Annotated in this window: 19 protein-coding genes; 13 read left to right on the top strand and 6 right to left on the bottom strand. The window is 66.1% G+C overall.

Features of this window, described 5'->3' with window-relative positions:
* Positions 1–16 precede the first annotated feature (16 nt).
* From ACWEH3_RS06695 to ACWEH3_RS06715, 5 genes are all read left to right on the top strand, one after another.
* The gene (locus ACWEH3_RS06695; protein ID WP_397076590.1) at positions 17–724 is read left to right on the top strand and encodes a hypothetical protein; all 708 of its coding nucleotides are present in this window, start codon (positions 17–19) and stop codon (positions 722–724) included.
* Positions 724–1,044 carry a hypothetical protein gene (locus ACWEH3_RS06700; RefSeq protein ID WP_379251442.1) on the top strand — a complete coding sequence of 107 codons (321 nt, stop codon included), beginning with the start codon at positions 724–726 and terminating at the stop codon, positions 1,042–1,044. Before ACWEH3_RS06695 ends, ACWEH3_RS06700 begins: the two co-directional genes overlap by 1 nt.
* Positions 1,041–1,811 carry a hypothetical protein gene (locus ACWEH3_RS06705; RefSeq protein ID WP_379251443.1) on the top strand — a complete coding sequence of 257 codons (771 nt, stop codon included), beginning with the start codon at positions 1,041–1,043 and terminating at the stop codon, positions 1,809–1,811. Before ACWEH3_RS06700 ends, ACWEH3_RS06705 begins: the two co-directional genes overlap by 4 nt.
* Positions 1,812–1,927: 116 nt before the next feature.
* On the top strand, positions 1,928–2,362 hold the full coding sequence (locus tag ACWEH3_RS06710; protein ID WP_450019244.1) for a hypothetical protein: 435 nt from the start codon (positions 1,928–1,930) through the stop codon (positions 2,360–2,362).
* Positions 2,363–2,704: 342 nt separating this feature from the next.
* Positions 2,705–3,046 (top strand): hypothetical protein, encoded by a 342-nt coding sequence (locus tag ACWEH3_RS06715; RefSeq protein WP_452358280.1) that lies wholly within the window; start codon positions 2,705–2,707, stop codon positions 3,044–3,046.
* A 3-nt stretch (positions 3,047–3,049) separates the two neighbouring features.
* Here the strand turns inward: ACWEH3_RS06715 and ACWEH3_RS06720 are convergent, their stop codons facing one another.
* The gene (locus ACWEH3_RS06720; RefSeq protein WP_450019248.1) at positions 3,050–3,370 is read right to left on the bottom strand and encodes a hypothetical protein; all 321 of its coding nucleotides are present in this window, start codon (positions 3,368–3,370) and stop codon (positions 3,050–3,052) included.
* 419 nt (positions 3,371–3,789) lie between these two features.
* Between ACWEH3_RS06720 and ACWEH3_RS06725 the strand changes: the two genes are divergently transcribed.
* From ACWEH3_RS06725 to ACWEH3_RS06750, 6 genes are all read left to right on the top strand, one after another.
* Entirely contained in the window at positions 3,790–4,527 is a 738-nt protein-coding gene (locus ACWEH3_RS06725) for an IPT/TIG domain-containing protein (RefSeq protein ID WP_450019250.1), read from the top strand.
* A 793-nt stretch (positions 4,528–5,320) separates the two neighbouring features.
* The gene (locus ACWEH3_RS06730) at positions 5,321–5,542 is read left to right on the top strand and encodes a hypothetical protein (protein ID WP_450019252.1); all 222 of its coding nucleotides are present in this window, start codon (positions 5,321–5,323) and stop codon (positions 5,540–5,542) included.
* Positions 5,539–5,976 carry a hypothetical protein gene (locus ACWEH3_RS06735; RefSeq protein ID WP_450019254.1) on the top strand — a complete coding sequence of 146 codons (438 nt, stop codon included), beginning with the start codon at positions 5,539–5,541 and terminating at the stop codon, positions 5,974–5,976. Before ACWEH3_RS06730 ends, ACWEH3_RS06735 begins: the two co-directional genes overlap by 4 nt.
* Entirely contained in the window at positions 5,973–6,278 is a 306-nt protein-coding gene (locus tag ACWEH3_RS06740) for a hypothetical protein (RefSeq protein ID WP_450019256.1), read from the top strand. Before ACWEH3_RS06735 ends, ACWEH3_RS06740 begins: the two co-directional genes overlap by 4 nt.
* A gap of 333 nt (positions 6,279–6,611) precedes the next feature.
* The gene (locus ACWEH3_RS06745; RefSeq protein ID WP_450019258.1) at positions 6,612–9,560 is read left to right on the top strand and encodes an IPT/TIG domain-containing protein; all 2,949 of its coding nucleotides are present in this window, start codon (positions 6,612–6,614) and stop codon (positions 9,558–9,560) included.
* 122 nt (positions 9,561–9,682) lie between these two features.
* Positions 9,683–10,690 carry a hypothetical protein gene (locus tag ACWEH3_RS06750; RefSeq protein ID WP_450019260.1) on the top strand — a complete coding sequence of 336 codons (1,008 nt, stop codon included), beginning with the start codon at positions 9,683–9,685 and terminating at the stop codon, positions 10,688–10,690.
* Between the two features lie 19 nt (positions 10,691–10,709).
* Here ACWEH3_RS06750 and ACWEH3_RS06755 read toward each other — a convergent pair whose 3' ends face one another.
* The 5 genes from ACWEH3_RS06755 to dxr form a co-directional block, all read right to left on the bottom strand.
* Entirely contained in the window at positions 10,710–12,497 is a 1,788-nt protein-coding gene (locus ACWEH3_RS06755; RefSeq protein WP_450019262.1) for a penicillin-binding transpeptidase domain-containing protein, read from the bottom strand.
* 74 nt (positions 12,498–12,571) lie between these two features.
* Complete coding sequence (locus ACWEH3_RS06760; protein ID WP_450019264.1) at positions 12,572–13,435, bottom strand: GNAT family N-acetyltransferase; 864 nt, start codon at positions 13,433–13,435, stop codon at positions 12,572–12,574.
* A gap of 67 nt (positions 13,436–13,502) precedes the next feature.
* Complete coding sequence (gene ispG / locus ACWEH3_RS06765) at positions 13,503–14,660, bottom strand: flavodoxin-dependent (E)-4-hydroxy-3-methylbut-2-enyl-diphosphate synthase (protein WP_379251452.1); 1,158 nt, start codon at positions 14,658–14,660, stop codon at positions 13,503–13,505.
* 109 nt (positions 14,661–14,769) lie between these two features.
* Entirely contained in the window at positions 14,770–15,969 is a 1,200-nt protein-coding gene (locus ACWEH3_RS06770; RefSeq protein ID WP_450019266.1) for a M50 family metallopeptidase, read from the bottom strand.
* A 188-nt stretch (positions 15,970–16,157) separates the two neighbouring features.
* Positions 16,158–17,297 carry a 1-deoxy-D-xylulose-5-phosphate reductoisomerase gene (dxr, locus tag ACWEH3_RS06775; RefSeq protein WP_450019268.1) on the bottom strand — a complete coding sequence of 380 codons (1,140 nt, stop codon included), beginning with the start codon at positions 17,295–17,297 and terminating at the stop codon, positions 16,158–16,160.
* Positions 17,298–17,441: 144 nt separating this feature from the next.
* Between dxr and ACWEH3_RS06780 the strand changes: the two genes are divergently transcribed.
* On the top strand, positions 17,442–17,708 hold the full coding sequence (locus ACWEH3_RS06780; RefSeq protein WP_355069939.1) for a DUF2631 domain-containing protein: 267 nt from the start codon (positions 17,442–17,444) through the stop codon (positions 17,706–17,708).
* Positions 17,709–17,840: 132 nt separating this feature from the next.
* A complete protein-coding gene (locus ACWEH3_RS06785) occupies positions 17,841–18,155 on the top strand; it encodes a hypothetical protein (RefSeq protein WP_450019270.1) in 315 nt (104 codons plus the stop codon).
* The last annotated feature ends 34 nt before the right edge of the window (positions 18,156–18,189 follow it).

Here is an 18,189-nt window from a genome sequence, read left to right on the forward strand (position 1 = left end):
TTTCGAAAGCGGACAAGTGACGGCACACACCCCGCCTCCGTGGGATGACCCGAATTATTGGGATGACGAGCCCGACGACGACAGTCGGCGGCAGGATGAATCGGCAGCCGTAGATCGGGGTGGCAACACGGCCGGTATCGAGCACGACACGTTCACTCTGCCGCAGAAGTCCGCGCTGGTATCAGTGAAAATAGCTGAAGACTGCCTGCCCACGGAAGTGAAACTCAGTCGCAACTGGAAGGACAACTGGGAGCCGTCGCGCTACGCGGAGAGCATAATGACCGCATACAAATACGCCCTCTATGAACGGCAAATTCGTTATGCCGAGTCCGGCTCGATCCCGAAATCGGGGATGCCATCCCTGCACGATATCGCCCCTGCACTTCTGCGAACGCGAGATACTCATGAATACCAAGAGACCTTCGCACGTCTGATAGGTCCCGTCACGTACGAAGCGCACGGCTCCGGATTGACCGAATCCGATAAGCCCGCTCTCACCGTGACTGCGAATGAAAGAAGGATTATCGCTATCCGACTCGATCCGCGATGGGCGCAGTCTGCCGAACCCTTCACGATCGCCCACGATATCGTGGCATGCGCCGATCAGATCCGCGCGATGAAGCCGGTTTTCGTCAGAGATCCTCACCTCGATCAAGAATCTGAGGCGGATATTTCCAAGCGCCTTGCCCAGCACATTCGACAACTCACCGAGAACGAGATCTGATGGCAGACAATCTATCCGTAGAACTGGATCTACTCGATCGAGCATCGAAAGCCTGGACCGACACCGTGGATCAGGCACTCTACAATGCTGCAGACCAAATAGAGCCACTGAAATTTTCGAGGATTCAGTTCGGCATCTTCCAAGTCCCCTGGGATCAGTACACCCAGACCGCCGCGTATATCCAGAATCGCCTTCGTGAAGGGGGCGCCGAGGCCACCGAAATGGGTGTCGCACTACATAGAGCGGCGGCCACTTACAGAAGCCAGGACGAAGCGAGTGAAGGCGATCTCAAAAAATTGGATGTGGACTTCAGCATATGACCGAAACGCTCAAGAAGGAAGACCTGGACAAATCAATCGGCGACTTCAAGAAAGCGCGGAACGATTGGAACAATTTGCCGGACAAATTGAACGACGCGGTGGATGGCCTGAAATGGAAGGCGCCGCCACTCTATGCGCTGGTGACTTCAAAGCGGGACGACGCACAGGTAGAACTCAAGAAGGTGATGGATAAATTCGTCGAGATCGGCGAGGGAATTGCCGCACCGTATCTGTTCATTCAGTACGCGGCCGACTGGCAAGCTGTAGGTGGTACGGTTCGAGGTGCGGAAAACGCCCAATCGAACTCTACCGTCAGCCTGGACGGGCATTGGACCGGAGCCGCAAAGGATCGGTACAGCGCGTCCCGTACGAGCCAGCAACAGGCGATGACCACCACAGCAGAACTGTGCGACAAAGTGCACGATCAGCTGATCTCCTTAGCCAGAAGCGGACATGCGCTCTACACTGAGATCGTCAAAGCCATTGTCGGATTTTACGCCAAAATAGTTGAGTTGATCGTCGACATCGCCGAGGTAGTCGGAGCACTGGAGGCCGCTGGCGTTGTAGGACAACTGGCCGGACAAGCCTTCACCGCGATGGCCGATATCTTCACCGCTGCCGTGGGTAATCTGCAAGAGCAGGGGATCGCGGCGAACGAACTCAAGAATCTCCGGAACAACCCGCGCGGGCTGCCGAACAACACGTGGCCGAGCTCCGTTTCCACCACTTTCGACGACCCAAAGCTATGGGAGCTGGCAGTCAAATGATCTCGCTACGTCGCACCACCCGGCGATTTGCGCGGTACGCTTCAGCCCTTGCAGCGATAGCCGTAGCATGCACGGGCGTCGGCTGCGGATCGACGCCCGACACGGACATCAGCTCGATGACGACGAGCACGGTGTCATCGTCGACGACCACCGCGAAGATAGCCAGTTGCTTTCCGACGCAGAAGATCGAAGAACCCGATCTAGCGAAATTCGCCGCCGAGCTTCGGCTTCCACCCGAGGTCAACCTGTTCGATGTGAACTTCGGCATCGCCGCGGACGAGCGGGGCAGGGATATCGTCTTCGTCCATCTCTGCGTACCGGCGTCTACGAATCCTGATGGTCTTCGGGCGGTAGCGACCACCGTGGCCCACGCTTTGAAGAAGAGCGAACTGGGGGCGCGTACAGGCACCTTGTACATCGCCGACACTGGCGCCGCGAAGATAAAGTACCGGTCATATCTGGCGGACCACGACTTCCAAGCGCATCGATGGGATGGCACTCCTTCTCCGGAGGCCGAACTCGCGATGTGGGAGATCTACGACGTGCCATGAGGTTTGATTGGATTCCGTCGGTTGATGACCGGTTGGTGGACAACATCGCAGCCCGCAGCGGTGGACTGCGGGCTCCACGGGGCCGGGAGGCGCGGCCGAAGCTGTCGGTGGTGAGGCAAGTTCCGACGGAAGAGGGAGGGGATTCCAATGGGGTATCCGTATGGCGGCGTCAGCCGCGAGCTGCCGCCGCGGGGGTTCGGCCGTCCTGAACCACCCCCGCCCAGCGGTGCCACCGCGATCTTCGCGGCTGCGATAACACTGGGCATAGGGCTGATGTGCGCCGTCGGAACCTTCTCTGGGGCCGCATTCGCATACGACAACCGGAAGTACTGGTCGGGCGAAATGGCCCTGACCCTCGAGTTGGTCGGGGGCGCGGCCATCCTCTATGTACTCGGAGCGGTCCTGCTGATCTTTCGCACCACAGTCGGCAGGGTACTGGTGATCATCGATTCCGTGCTCGGGGTGATCTACGTCGTCGCCATGGTCGACCACACGGGGAAACCGGCCTTGCTCATCCTTGCGACGCCCGTGCTGATCGCTCTTGTCCTTGCCGCGATGAAGCCGACCGGACGCTGGATCGCCGCCAAACGGACCGTCCCAAACCGGAGGGTGTATGGCCGGACGGCTGTGCGTTTCTTCGGCCGACCATGGTCGCCGAACAGCGCAGCCGGATCGGCGAAGTGAGGTTCAAACCTGCTGATGCGGGGCTCGACGCCGCAGCATCGCGTGGTGGATGTAGCACTTGTCGACCTGGCGGGTGAAGACGCTCACCAGTTCCCAGCCGAAGTAGACGTCCAGCCATTCGATGCAGGCGGTCAGAGTCGACAGGGTTCCGTTGTGGTCGGGCTTGGTCAGGCCCACGTCCCATGCCAGATTGCGTCGGGGCTGTGCGCAGATGACCAGGTATTTGCGCCGGTAGGTGCTCATGTCTACGGTTCCGTCCAGGATGGCCTTGACGTCGAGGACCCGCCCGGGACCGGCCGGGAGCAGTGGAGGCCGACCGTTCATGCTCCGATTCCTGCCTGCGCGGATCGACGGGTAGGACAAGCCCGCGTGGGAGCCCCGCCGAGTCCGGCTCGGCTGCCCCATATAACGATTCCGGCACCGCTCCGCTCGGTCAACGTATCCCCCTCCGACGCAACGCGCTCGACAGCACGGTTTAGGTCCACGATAGCGGGCTCGAAACAGGTGCTTTCGGAGAGAGGTTGCGCCCGCGGCGCTTCGGAACAGTCGCTGTGTCCACTAGGACTCCGCTGAGCGACGTCCAACCCACGCCGGATTCAAAACGGACAAAAACGGAGTGGCTGACTTATTGCCGAGGTAGCGGCGGTGGGCGCTAATGGAAAGAGCCGGGCCACTGAGTGAGTCGGGGCGCCCTCCCCCCGGTGTAGAGGAAAACAATCTCCACGAAACCAGGAGGCATCGCCGTGCCCACAATCACTTCGATCACCCCCACCTCGGGCCCCACCACGGGAGGCACCAGCGTCACGATCGCGGGCACCGGATTCACCGGTCCGCTGACCGTGCGTTTCGGCTCCACCGCAACGACTTTCACCATCGACTCCGCCATCCAGATCACGGCCGTCGCTCCCGCGGGGGCGGCCGGTTCGGTACAGGTGACGGTCAGCGATTCGGGCGGAACCAGCAACGGTGCCACCTACACCTATCTCGCCGTCCCGGCTTTGACCTCCATCGCCCCTGGCCAGGGGTCAACCGCCGGCGGGACGTCGGTCACGCTCACCGGGTCGGGACTGACCGGTGCCACCGCCGTCACTTTCGGCACCACACCGGCGACTTCGTTCACCGTCGACTCGGATACGCAGATCACGGCCGTCGCCCCGGCGGGCACGGGCATCGTGTCGGTCACCGTCACCGCTCCGGGCGGCACCAGCAACGGGGTCACCTTCATCTATGTCGTGGTGCCCACCATCACGGCGGTCTCCCCTGCTTCGGGTCCCGCATCGGGCGGTAACAACGTCACGATCTCCGGCACCGGATTCACCGGCCCGCTGACCGTCCGGTTCGGCAGCACCGCCACGACCTTCACCGTGGACTCCGCGTTGCAGATCACCGCCGTCGCTCCCGGAGGTGCGACCGGATCCGTGCAGGTCACCGTCACCGGCTCGGGTGGCACCAGCAACGGCGTCACCTACACCTACGTCTGATCGAGACAGCCAACGGGCCGTCGCCGGGAATCCGGCGGCGGCCCGATCGCGTTGAGCGCCTGACTCACTGCGCAGTCCCTCTCGAGCAGACCGTCCCGCGGCAACAGCAGGATCCTTCCTTCACTCCGGCGATCGACAGCGGCCACGTGCCCGGAAGTCCACGCGCCGTGGAACGGCCCGGCGTCGATAGTGGCTGTGCGCGAAGGGATTCCGTCCGCAGAAAGCACGGTCGGCAGCAAAGGCGACAATCCCGGCCTGTCATGTCGGCGAGAACAACTCCGGGGCAAGGCCCGACGATGCGCTCCCGGCGCGGTACCCGGCGCTGGTCAACACGTGGCAACAATCTGGAAAACGGACAAAAACGGATCATCCTACACGTTGCCGACGCGCTGTTCCTGGGGCATAACGGAGTTAACCGATCCAATACCAGCTTCGGGCACCCCGCTTTGGAGGAACCAGCAAACAGAGAGGCAGCGCCATGCCTACATTCCTCTCCCCGTCCTCGCGACGGCACGCGCTGGCTTCTCGCGCCACGGTGGCGACCGGGATTCGAGCGGACGGCACCGGTGTGGTGCGGGCGAAAGCGTCGCACCACGAACCGTCCTCCACCGCACACGGGTTCAACTAGATCCCGCTCGGGGCGGGATTCCACGACACCGACACGGTCCGAACTCGCGACCGTGTCCCAACGGACCCCGACACCTGGGTGCTGCGCACAGTTCTCCAGTCATCGGGCTTCGAGACCGGCCGGCGGCACCGTCGATGCCGCAGCAAGAAAGAAAGGAAAGAACCGATGAACAAAGTAATCACGTTCCTGCACAGTGAGCCCGTCCGCGCGTTGTTGTACCCACTGCTGGTCGCGCTGATCGGGTACGGAGTCACCAAGGGCGTTGTCTCGTCCGACCTCTCCGGATTCGTCCTCGCCATCATCGCGGCGGCGCTGGGACTGCCCGCTGTCGAGTCGGCACGCCACCGGGTCAGCCCGGCACCACCGGACAGCGGTGAACCAGCATGAAAGCGACCAAGGCGAAGACCCGCCACGACCCCTTCGAGGTGGTGCTGTGCGCTGTCTTCGGCGCCTCGATGCTCTTGCAGTGCGTCTACGGGCCGCCACCTGACTCGGCGACCGCGGCCATGCCGTCGGGGCTCCGGACGCTGTGGCTGGTTCTCATGCTGATCGGCTGCGCCACGACGCTGGTCGGTCTGTTCGCCCGGCACGTCTGGGGGTATCTGATCGAGCAGGTCGGTCTCGGGGCGCTGGGCTGGTCCCTGGTGGCCTTCGGTGCGCAGCTGCTGCTGTTGCAGCTCGAGAACCGAAGCCTCGGCGCGGCCACGTTTCTCGGCGGTCCGCTGCCGATCGCACTGGGCGTCGCGTTCCTGTGGAAGCGCCGCCAGGTGCTGCAAGACGTGCGGACGTTGCACGCGGTGAAGGTGAGGGAGGCGTCATGAACCTGGTACAGCAGTCGCCGCTCTTCGCCGCGCTGGTGCTCATCGCCAGCTCATCGGCGCTGTCGGCGGCGGTGACGGCGTGGTTCAAGCGCGGCGACGTCGACGCCAACATGACCAAGACGAAGGCCGATGCGGCGAAAGTCCTCAGCGATCTCGCCATTTCGCAGACACAGCAGATGTCCGAGCAGATGGGCGAGTTCCGCATGGCGCTGCGGGCACACCGGGAGTGGGATCGGAAGATGGTGGCCCGGGTGCGGCAGGCGGGCATCGAATTCGACGATCCGCCCGAACTGTTCCTGTGACGCGGACAGGAGCTCGACGAGCGGGACACCGCGGGGCCATTTCCAGTGGTCGCCGAATGTTCGCGGCTCTCCGTGCTCCGGTCGTCCGCTTCGCGTCGGCAAATAATCGGCGGCGTCGCGACGCCGCCGAAAACTTCGCTGCCGCAACGCGTGCCAAGTAGTTGACTTCGCAAACAGACACGCCGCCACCTATCCGAAAACGGACCAAAACGGATTCCAGACATGTTGCCAGCCCCGATGTCTCGGAGTGAGATGGAAACCAGCCGGGCCATGGAATTGTCGGCGCCCCCGGTGACAGAGGAACAATCACCACGGCAACAAGGAGGCAGCGTCATGCCTACCATCACCTCTCTGTCCCCGACATCGGGACCGACCACGGGTGGTACGAGCGTCACGATCACGGGCACCGGATTCGGCGGTCCCACCACCGTACGATTCGGCAGTACCGCAACCACGTTCACGCTCGATTCCGCCACCCAGATCACTGCGGTCGCCCCCGCCGGTTCGGTCGGCACCGTGCAGGTCACCGTCACCAACTCGGGCGGGACCAGCAACGGGCTCCCCTACACCTATGTCGCCGTTCCCGCGTTGAACAGCATTACTCCGAATCAAGGGTCCACAGCCGGCGGAACCACGGTCACGCTGAATGGATCCGGCTTCACGGGCGCGACCGCGGTCACGTTCGGCAGTACACCGGCGACTTCGTTCACGGTCGTCTCCGACACGCAGATCACGGCCGTCACTCCGGCCGGGACGGGGATCGTTCCGGTCACCGTGACCGGTCCCGGCGGCACCAGCGGCGCGGTCCCCTATACCTATGTCGTGGTCCCCACGATCACGTCCATCTCGCCGACTTCCGGTCCCACCGCGGGCGGTAACAGCGTCATCATCACCGGTACCGGGTTCACCGGCCCGCTGACGGTGCGATTCGGCAGCACCGCGACGCTTTTCACAATCAACTCCCCGACTCAGATCACGGCCGTCGCGCCCGCCGGGACCGGCACCGTGCAAGTCACCGTCACCGGATCGGGTGGAACCAGCAACGGCGTCGCCTACACCTACGCCGCGGTGCCCACGCTGACGAGCATCGCCCCCAGCACCGGGCCGGTGACCGGCGGGACGACGGTGGTTCTCACCGGAACCAATCTGACCGGAGCTACAGCGGTCACCTTCGGTGGCACACCGGCGACTTCGTTCACCGTCAACTCCGCCACCCAGATCACCGCCGTCGCCCCCGCCGGAACGGGAACCGTATCGGTCAGGGTCACCACACCGGGTGGGACCAGTAACGGTGTCGCCTACACCTACGTCGCGGTGCCCACCCTCACCACGGTGGTCCCGAACACCGGACCGGCCGCGGGCGGAACAACGGTGATTCTCACCGGAACCAACCTGACCGGAGCTACAGCGGTCAGCTTCGGTGGCACACCGGCGACTTCGTTCACCGTCAACTCCGCCACCCAGATCACCGCCGTCGCACCCGCCGGAACCGGAACGGTATCGGTCACCGTCACCACAGCGGGCGGGACCAGCAACGGCGTCGCCTACACCTACATCGCCGTTCCCACCCTCACAGCTGTAGTGCCGAACGTGGGTCCGGTGTCGGGCGGAACGACGGTCGTTCTCACGGGAACCGGATTGACCGGAGCGACAGCGGTCAGCTTCGGTGGCACCCCGGCGACTTCGTTCACGGTCAACTCCGCCACCCAGATCACCGCCGTCGCACCCGCCGGAACCGGAACGGTATCGGTCACCGTCACCACACCGGGTGGGACCAGTAACGGCGTCGCCTACACCTACGTCGCGGTGCCCACCCTCACCACGGTGGTCCCGAATGTCGGACCGGTGTCCGGCGGAACAACCGTCGTTCTCACGGGAACCAACCTGACCGGAGCTACAGCGGTCAGCTTCGGTGGCACACCGGCGACCTCGTTCACGGTCAACTCCGCCACCCAGATCACCGCCGTCGCACCCGCCGGAACCGGAACCGTGTCGGTCACCGTCACCACAGCGGGCGGAACCAGCAACGGCGTCGCCTACACCTACGTCGCGGTCCCCACGCTCACCGCGTTGGTCCCGAATGCGGGTGTGGCAGCTGGTGGGACGACGGTCGTCATAACCGGCACCGGGTTGTCGACAGCTACCGCGGTCGCCTTCGGCGGCACACCGGCGACCTCGTTCACCGTCAACTCCGCCACCCAGATCACCGCCGTCGCACCCGCCGGAACCGGAACAGTGTCGGTCACCGTCACCACAGCGGGCGGAACCAGCAACGGCCTGCCCTACACCTACATTCCGGTTCCCGCCCTCACAGCGATAGTGCCGAACGTGGGTCCGGTGTCGGGCGGAACGACGGTCGTTCTCACGGGAACCGGGCTGACCGGTACCACCGGTGTCGACTTCGGCGGTACACCGGCGACCTCGTTCACGGTCGACTCCAATACGCAGATCACCGCCGTCGCACCCGCCGGAGCCGGTACAGTGCAGGTCACCGCCACCACATCCGGCGGAACCAGCAACGGCCTTCCATACACCTACATCGCAGTTCCCACGCTGACGGCAGCTGTCCCGAATGTGGGCGTGGAAGCGGGCGGTACGATCGTCGTTCTCACCGGGACGGGGCTGACCGGAGCCACAGCGGTCGACTTCGGCGCCACCCCGGCGACCTCGTTCACCGTCGACTCCGCCACCCAGATCACCGCTGTCGCACCCGCCGGAACCGGAACGGTGCAACTCACCGTCACCACAGCGGGCGGAACCAGCAATGGCGTGGCCTACACCTACATTCCGCTGCCCACCCTCACCACGGTGCTGCCGAATGTGGGATTGGAAGCCGGTGGGACGATCGTCGTCCTGACCGGGACGGGGCTGTCCACCGCCACCGCGGTCACCTTCGGCGGCACACCGGCCACCTCGTTCACAGTGCTCTCCGATACGCAGATCACCGCGGTCGCACCCGCGGGGACCGGCACCGTACAGGTCACCGTCACCACCGCAGGAGGTACCAGCAACGGAATCGCCTACACCTACCTCGGGGTTCCCACATTGATCACGGCGCTGCCGAACGTGGGGTCGGCGGCGGGCGGGACGACGGTCGTCATCGCCGGAACGAATTTGACCGGAGCAACCGCCGTCGACTTCGGCGCCACACCGGCGGCGTCGTTCACCGTCGACTCCGCGGTCCAGATCACGGCGGTCACACCCGCCGGGACGGGCACCGTACAACTCACCGTCACCACTGCAGGAGGAACCAGTAATGGTCTTGCGTTCACCTACATCTGACGGCTGAAGCGGCTGGGCCGTCGGCAGGCTGTTGCCGGCGGCCCAGCTTCGTCGCGGTCGAGCGACTACGACACGAGTCTCCGCCACCGTGGACGGAGGCTGCAGGGGTTAAGGGGGTTTCGTTGGCGACCGTACTCAAGATGCTGCTGGCGGAGCGGCATCTCAAGAGTCATCACGATTTTCTGGCCGCGTACGACCGGTGCGCGGCGCGGCTCGATCCGCCCATCCCGCCCGGGCACGGGCCGGCGAAGGCGCAGTACTACCAGTGGTTGTCCGGGCGCATGATCGGGCTGCCGCGCGACTACCACTGCCGAGTGCTGGAGCGGATGTTCCCGGGCTGGACCGTTGAGGGATTGTTTCAGATGGCCAACTCCGCACCCATCGACATCCCTTCGCAGGGAACGGGATTTTCCGGCGTCGAGGCCTCACTCGAGGCTTTCCTGGGCGCCGAGATGATCACCACCGGAACGACGCTGGTGTACTCGGCATTCGAGTTGGCACGGCCAGCGGCGCAAGCGCTTCGAGCGGCGGGCATCGGCCAGCAGCGTGTGTTTCAGAAGCATGGCGGCGCGTTCGGAAACCGATACGTCGACCTCCCGTCGGTGGTGGCGGAGAACGATCTGCGGGGATTGCTGTACGTGCTTTCCTTCCTGCAACGCCACACCAGCATCCCGGTCGACGTCCGCAGCGACCGCGATCTCGTCGCGCGCCGCGACCGCCCGTGCATCAGCTTCGGGCTCACCGGCAACGACTGCCTGCGGTTGTATCTGGACACCGTCGAGCGTCCGCTGTTCACCGTGCGCGACAGCGTCGCCGAGGACGGTTTCCGTTCCGTGCATCTGCGTCTGGCCGACGGAAGCGGGTACGACTCCGGCGACGACCGCAACATCGGCGTCGTCGCCCGGGTACGCCCGAGCCCGGATCGGCATCCCGGCCGCTACTGGATGCATTGCGGCGGTTTGGGTCCACGGGGCACCGCCGGAGCGGGTTGGTATCTGGCCCACTCGTGGGGCGCTCTGCAACAGCGTGCCGGTGATCACGACTTCGTCGCCGTCATCGGTGTCGACCAGTACTCCGACCACACGGTCAGCTTGGAGCATCTGCTGATCGGGCCGGCCTCCGGTGAATGACAGTGTGAGCGGCGACGCGTCAGTATCCGGGTGGCAGCGCCGCCAGCATGTCCCGTGTCACCGCGACGGCGTTGTCGGAACTGCCCCCTTTGACCAGCAGCGTCGCGAAAGCGATGTCGCCACGGAAGCCGACGAACCAGGAGTGCGACCCGCCGTCCACTTCGGCTTCGCCGGTCTTGCCGTAGACCTCGCCCTGATCGGCGATCCGCTCGGCCGTACCACCCAGGACCACCTTGCGCATCATCGTGCGCAATCCCTCGATGACGTCGGGAGCGAGGGCCGGACGGTCGCCATCGACCTGGGTGGGCCGCCCCGCGATCAGGTACGGCACGGGCGCCGAGCCGTGCGCTACGGTCGCCGCCATCAGCGCCATGCCGAACGGGCTGACCACCACTTTGCCCTGACCGATGCCGTCCTCGGTGCGCTGGATCAGGTCGTCCGAGGCGGGCACCGAACCGGTGGTCGTCGGCAGCCCCACCACCGTATACGTGGGTCCCACACCGAGCTTCGCGGCGGCCTCGTGCAACGCGGGACCGGGCAGATCACTGGCGAGTTTGGCGAACGAGGTGTTGCAGGACCGCTCGTAGGCCGTGGACATCGGCACATTGCCGACAGTGAACAGGTTGTAGTTGGGGATGGTCCGCTCCCCGATCACGATTCGGCTCGGGCACGGCAGCACCGTGTCCGGGGTCGCGAGACCGTTCGACATGGCCGCGGCGGCGGTCACCGTCTTGAATACCGAGCCGGGCGGATATTGGCCGATCGTGGCGAGGGGGCCGTCCCGATCGGCGGCTTTGTTCTGCGCGACCGCCAGGATCGCGCCGGTGGACGGGCGCAGCACCACCATCATGGTCTGCTCGGTACGCGCTTGCACGGCACGCTGTGCGGCATTCTGCACGTTGCGGTCGACGCTGAGCGAGAACGACGGCGCGGGCTGCGAAGGCACTTCCATCAGGACATCGGTGTCGGCGCCGTTGGCGTTCAGGGTAACCACGCTCCACCCCGCTTTGCCGTCCACTTCCGCGATCACCGTTTTACGCACCTGGGTGAGCAGATCGGGCGCGAACTCCCGATCGGTGGCGACCAGATCCCACTGCTGGGTCAACGTGACGCCGGGCAACCCGATCAGATCGGTCGTCACCTCTGCGGATTCGAGGTCGTTGAGCAGCGCGACCGTGTAGGCGCCGTGCGCGGCCTCGGCCGCGTCGAGAATCGACTGCGGCGTCAGCGACTTGTCGAAACGGTACAGCGCGGCGGAGAGCGCGGTGGCCACACTTTTCGGATCGGCGGCGTCGGCCGCTACGAACGCGACCCGGGACACCTTGCCGGGCACCATGATGTCGCTGCCGGACTGCTCGTTCACCCGCGCCCGCGGCGGCGGCTCGGATCGCAACGCCATGGTCTGGGTGTCACCGAGTTTGGGATGGATGTCGGAGGAGGTCCAGCGCACCATCCAGCGCCCGTTGCTGCGTCCCATCTGCAACTGGCCCGAGTACTTCCAGGTCCGGTTCTTCGGTAGCCGCCACTCGTAGGTGTAGTCGACGGTCGCGGTGTCACCGGTTACGCGCGCCGCGCCGGTGCGCGCCGTGAGCTGTTCGGCCTGGAGCTGATTCCACGCGGAACGCAATGCGGCGTCTGCCTTTTCCGGCAGGTTCGTGAGGTCGGCGGCGGCGCTGACCCGGTGCTCGGCGAACGCTTTGACGAACGCGTCCGCGACGGGGACCGGCCCCTGCGGCTTGCTCGCACAACCGGCGGCCGCCACCGTGAGGGCCGCGACGGCGACCGAGAGAAGCATCCGAGTGGACATCGGCACCGATGGTAATAGTCACTGATGGGCAAACGCCTGCGGCACTCCGGAATTCGCCGCGGAGTCGGCCACGCTCAGTCGACGAGCACGGTGGCGAAAGTCGCGATCTGCCGGAATCCGACGCGGCTGTAGGCGCGGCGAGCGATCGCGTTGTAGTCGTTCACGTACAGGCTGGCAGTGCGGCCCGAGGCGACCACGGCGTTCGCGACCGCCGCGGTACCCGCGGTGCCATGCCCCTTCCCCCGATGATCCGGGTGCACCCAGACGCCTTGGATCTGGCCCGTGCGCCGGGACAGCGAGCCGACCTCCGCTTTGAAGACCACTTCCCCGTCCTCGAAACGAGCCCAGGCACGGCCGGATTCGATCAAGCTCTGGATGCGGCGGCGATAGCCGCGTCCGCCGTCACCCGCGCGCGGGTCGACGCCGACCTCCTCGATGAACATGGCGATCGCGGCCGAGAGGTAGCGGTCGAGTTCGTCGCGACGCACCCGGCGTACCTCCGCGTCGGGCGTGGCCAGTGGTGGCTGAGCCAGTGCCAGCAGCGGTTGTTCCCCGCGTAGCTCACGTTCCGGACCCCAGTGCCCGGTCAACATCTCCCACAGCGGCAACGCCAGTTCCCTGCGCCCGACCACCGAGGAACAGACGCGGGGCCAGCGCATAGCGCGGTCGGCGAACGCGCGCAGTGCGTCCCGATCCCCCAGCAACGGCACCAGGTTCGCACCCGAGAAACACAACGATTCCGACGGACCGCCCCTGCTCCACAGCTCCCCTTGGCCGCACCGGTTGTCCAAACCGAACTCTTGCAGGCGGGCCGCGACCATGCACGAGGCGACCGGATCCGCATCCAGCACACGTAGCACCTGAGCAAGATCCCGATTAGCGAGCTGCCGCGCAGGGGCGTATTTGGCCCGTCGCGCCGGCTCCAGCAGCCTCCGCACGATGACAGCCTGCCACGAACCGGCGCTATGCGGTATGACTAAGCCGAAAGCGCTGGTAGGCGCGTCCTCAGCCGACGGTGACGACCGGTTCGCCCGCGCCCGCGTCTTCGCCCATCTCCTCGGCGATGCGCATCGCCTCTTCGATCAGCGTCTCGACGATCTGCGCCTCCGGAACGGTCTTGATGACCTCGCCCTTGACGAAGATCTGGCCCTTGCCGTTGCCGGAGGCCACACCCAGGTCGGCCTCGCGCGCCTCACCGGGCCCGTTCACGACGCAGCCCATGACTGCCACTCGCAGCGGCACCGCCATGCCCTCCAGGCCCGCGGTCACCTCGTTGGCCAGCGTGTACACGTCGACCTGCGCGCGCCCGCACGAGGGGCACGACACGATCTCGAGCTTGCGCGGGCGCAGGTTCAGCGATTGCAGGATCTGCCCGCCGACCTTGACCTCCTCGGCGGGCGGCGCGGACAGCGAGACGCGGATCGTGTCGCCGATTCCCTCCGCCAGCAGCGCACCGAACGCGACCGCCGACTTGATCGTGCCCTGGAACGCGGGGCCCGCCTCGGTGACGCCGAGGTGCAGCGGGTAGTCGCACTGCGCGGCCAGCTGCCGGTAGGCCTCCACCATGATCACCGGGTCGTTGTGCTTGACCGAGATCTTGATGTCACCGAACCCGTGCTCCTCGAACAGGCTCGCTTCCCACAGCGCCGACTCCACCAGCGCCTCCGGCGTGGCCTTGCCGTACTTCTCCATCATCCGCTTGTCCAGCGAACCGGCGTTCACGCCGATGCGGATCGGGATGCCCGCCGCACCCGCGGCCTTGGCGACCTCCTTGACCCGGCCGTCGAACTCCTTGATGTTGCCCGGGTTGACCCGGACCGCGGCGCACCCGGCGTCGATCGCGGCGAAGATGTAGCGGGGCTGGAAGTGGATGTCGGCGATCACCGGGATCTGGGACTTCGAGGCGATCGTGGCCAGCGCGTCCGCGTCCTCCTGACGCGGGCAGGCCACCCGCACGATGTCGCACCCCGACGCGGTCAGCTCCGCGATCTGCTGCAGGGTGGCGTTCACATCGTGCGTCTTGGTCGTGGTCATGGACTGCACCGAGATCGGGTGGTCGCTGCCCACCCCGACATTGCCCACCATCAGCTGGCGGGTCTTACGCCGTGGAGCGAGCACTGCCGCGGGGGCGGTCGGCATCCCCAATCCGATTGTGCTGGTCACCTTCGGCTGCCTACTTTCGTCGTGTCCGGCCGGTTCGGTGCCGAGTCTAGCCGTGGCGCGCGACGGCCACCCTACGTCGCCGGTCACACCGCCTGATCGACGGCGCCGGTCAGAACAGCTTGATCGGGTTCACGATGTCGGCGGCCAGGGTGAGCAGCATGTACGCACCGCCGATCACCACCACGACATAGGTCGCCGGCAGCAACTTCAGGTAATTCACCGGCGCACCCGGCGCGAGTCCCTTCCAACCGCGGATGGTGTTGCGGATCTTCTCGTAGATCACCACCGCGATGTGGCCCCCGTCCAGGGGAAGCAACGGCAGCAGGTTGAAGATGCCGAGGAAGAAGTTCAGGCTGGCCAGCACCAGGATGAAAACGTTCCACAGGCCGCGTTCGGCGGTCTCGCCGCCGATCTTGCTGGCGCCGTACACGCTGACCGGTGTCTCCGGATCACGCTCGCCTCCGGTGACCGCGTTCCACAGCGCGGAGACCTTCGCGGGCATCTCGGTCAGCGAGTCGACCGTGCGCAGGAACATGTCGCCGGTGAACCCGGCGGCGGCGGGGACAGCGCCCAGCAGGTCGTATTGCACGGGGTCGTAGCGCTCGGGCGCCACGCCGACGGCGCCGACCACGCGGCCCTCGCCACCGCCCTCGGGGTAGCGCACGACCCGCTCCGGGGTCACCGGAATGGTGAGGGTGCTGCCGTCGCGCTCGATGAGATAGGTGAAGGGGCCGGTCTGCTTCTGGGTCTCGGCCTGGAACTGCCGCCAGGTGTCCACCTTGACGCCGTTCACCTCTTTGACGATGTCACCGCGCTGCAATCCGGCGCGCTGCGCCGGGCCCGTGCCGGTGCAGGACTCGGACGAGCCGTCCGGCTTCCCTTGCGGCACGCAGCTCATGACCCCCAGCGCGGTGGCGGGGGGTTCCTTCAGATTGGGCAGCCCCCAGCCGACAGCGAGCACCACGATCAAGATGAAGCCGAGGACGAAGTTCATCGCGATGCCGCCGGACATCACCACCAGCCGCTTCCAGGTGGCCTGGCGATACATGGCGCGGTCGAGTTCTTCCGGGCGCAGTTCGTCGAGCGCCGTCATGCCCGCGATGTCGCAGAAACCGCCGAGCGGAAGCGCCTTGAGACCGTATTCGGTCTCGCCGCGGCGGAACGAGAAGATCTTCGGCCCGAATCCGATGAAGTACCGCCGCACCTTCATGCCGGTCGCCTGGGCGGTCCACATGTGCCCACATTCGTGCAGCGCGATCGACACCGTGATGCCCAGCGCGAACAGCACGAACCCCAACGCGAACACCATTTGCTCTACAGCCCTCCTGCGTATGCGCAGCTCGAATATCCCGCACGCGCGCGTCCGCTCCTGGCCGCGAGCACTCTGACCACTCTAATGGGTGCTGCCGGACGTAGTCCGTCTTCAACCCGCGCACGGCCGCAGCGAAGGCGGAGGGACGCCGCCGCTTCGCGCGTCCGATCCGGCGCCGACTGGCGTCAGCCGCGTACCCGGGCGGCGGCGAACTCCCGCGCCCAGGTGTCCGCGGCGAGGACTTCGTCGAGCGATTCCGGCTCCGCGCGCCACTGCTGGGCCGCCTCCACCGCGGCGGCCACCGTGCCGACGATCTGCGGGAAACGGAGGGCGCCGTCCAGGAAAGCCTGCACCGCGACCTCGTTGGCGGCGTTGTAGACCGCGGTGACACTGCCGCCGGCCTCGCCGGCCGCGCGCGCGAGTTCGACCGCGGGGAAGACGTCGTTGTCGACCGGTTCGAACGTCCAGGTGGACGCGGTGCCGAAATCGCAGGCCGCGGCCGCGCCGGGCACCCGGTCCGGCCAGCCGAGCGCCAGCGCGATGGGCAGCTTCATGTCCGGCGGGCTGGCCTGGGCGAGCGTGGAGCCGTCGGTGAAGGTGACCATCGAGTGCACGATCGATTGCGGGTGCACGGTGACGTCGATGCGGTCGTAGGGCACGCCGAACAGCAGGTGCGTCTCGATCAACTCGAGCCCCTTGTTCACCAGGGACGCCGAGTTCAGGGTGTTCATCAAACCCATCGACCAGGTGGGATGCGCTTTGGCCTCGGCGGGCTCGACCGACTCCAGCATCTCGGCGGTCCAGCCGCGGAACGGGCCGCCGGAGGCGGTCAGCACCAGCCGGTCGACCTCGTCGGCGCGACCGCCGCGCAGGCACTGTGCCAGCGCGGAGTGCTCCGAGTCGACCGGGACGATCTGTCCGGGGACGGCGGCGCGGGTGACCAGGGACCCGCCCGCGACCAGCGATTCCTTGTTGGCCAGCGCCAGGCGCGTACCGGACTGGAGGGTGGCCAGGGTCGGCTCCAGCCCGAGCGAGCCGACCAGGGCGTTCAGCACGACGTCCGCCTCGGTGCGGCGCACCAGCTCGGTCACCGCGCCCGGGCCGCCCAGCGGCAGGTCCAGCCGCTGGGCCGCGGCCGGATCGGCCACGGCCACATTGCGTGTGCCCGTGGCGGCCATCTGGGCGGCGAGCAGCTCGGTGTTGCCGCCGCGCGCGGCGAGTCCGACCACCTCGAAGCGGTCGGGATTGGCGGCGATCACCTCGAGCGCTTGGGTGCCAATGGATCCGGTGCTGCCCAGCAGCAGGACTCTCACGATGTCGGACACGCCTTCATTGTGTCCTACCTCGGGAACGTGTTCGACCGGCGCGGGCCGACTTACAACGACGCACCGTCGTATGTCACGATATGCGGCAGCAGCTCATCGAGTGCGTACCGGAATCGCGGTACAAGTAACAGCTAAGGAGCGATCGTGGCCGCCACGGAACTCGAACACGTCGAAACCGAGCGCGTCGTCACTCGCGTGGATCCCGCCGAAGTTCCCTCCGCCGCTTGGGGCTGGAGCGGCGAGTCGCGTCGTACCTTCCGGATCGCGGGCTGGATCGTCGCGCTGATCCTGCTGGCCATGCTGGTCGGCAACCACAAGGGCAAGATCGAGGACATCTTCCTCGTCGGCTTCGCCGTCCTGATCGCGGGCATCCTGATCCGCGACTCGGTGCTCCAGCGCAAGCCGCGCTAGCCGAAAAGTCGTCTCGCACAATTTCATTCGTTCTGTACCGCGGGCTGCGGCCCGGTACCGTGTGCGTCCGAGGTCCGCGTCCCAGCCGGGTCGCGGACCTCGGTTTCTGTTCGCACGACTACTTAGGACGCAATGATCAAGATCTGCTCGGCCGCCCTGCTCGCCGCGAGTGCGTTCGGCTCGCTGCTGTTGTCGCCCGCCGCTCCCGCGTATGCCCAGTCACCGGCGTGCGGCGCGGCCGTCGACGCGATCAACGCCGCCATCGACGAGTCGGGCGGGAATCTGGACCCGACCGTGCAGCAGTCCCTCGCCGCCAAGCTCGCGGCCATCCAGGCCGACGGCGCGGAGAAGGAAGCCATCGCCGCCTATGCCCGCGCTCTGACCGACGACAAGGTCACGAGCATGGACGCCGCGACGGACGAGCTGAACCGAGTCTGCAAGAGCTGATCGCCGGGCGGCGCGAACCCGGGCCGGGTTCGCG

It is taken from the genome of Nocardia sp. NPDC004718 (genome assembly GCF_053601535.1).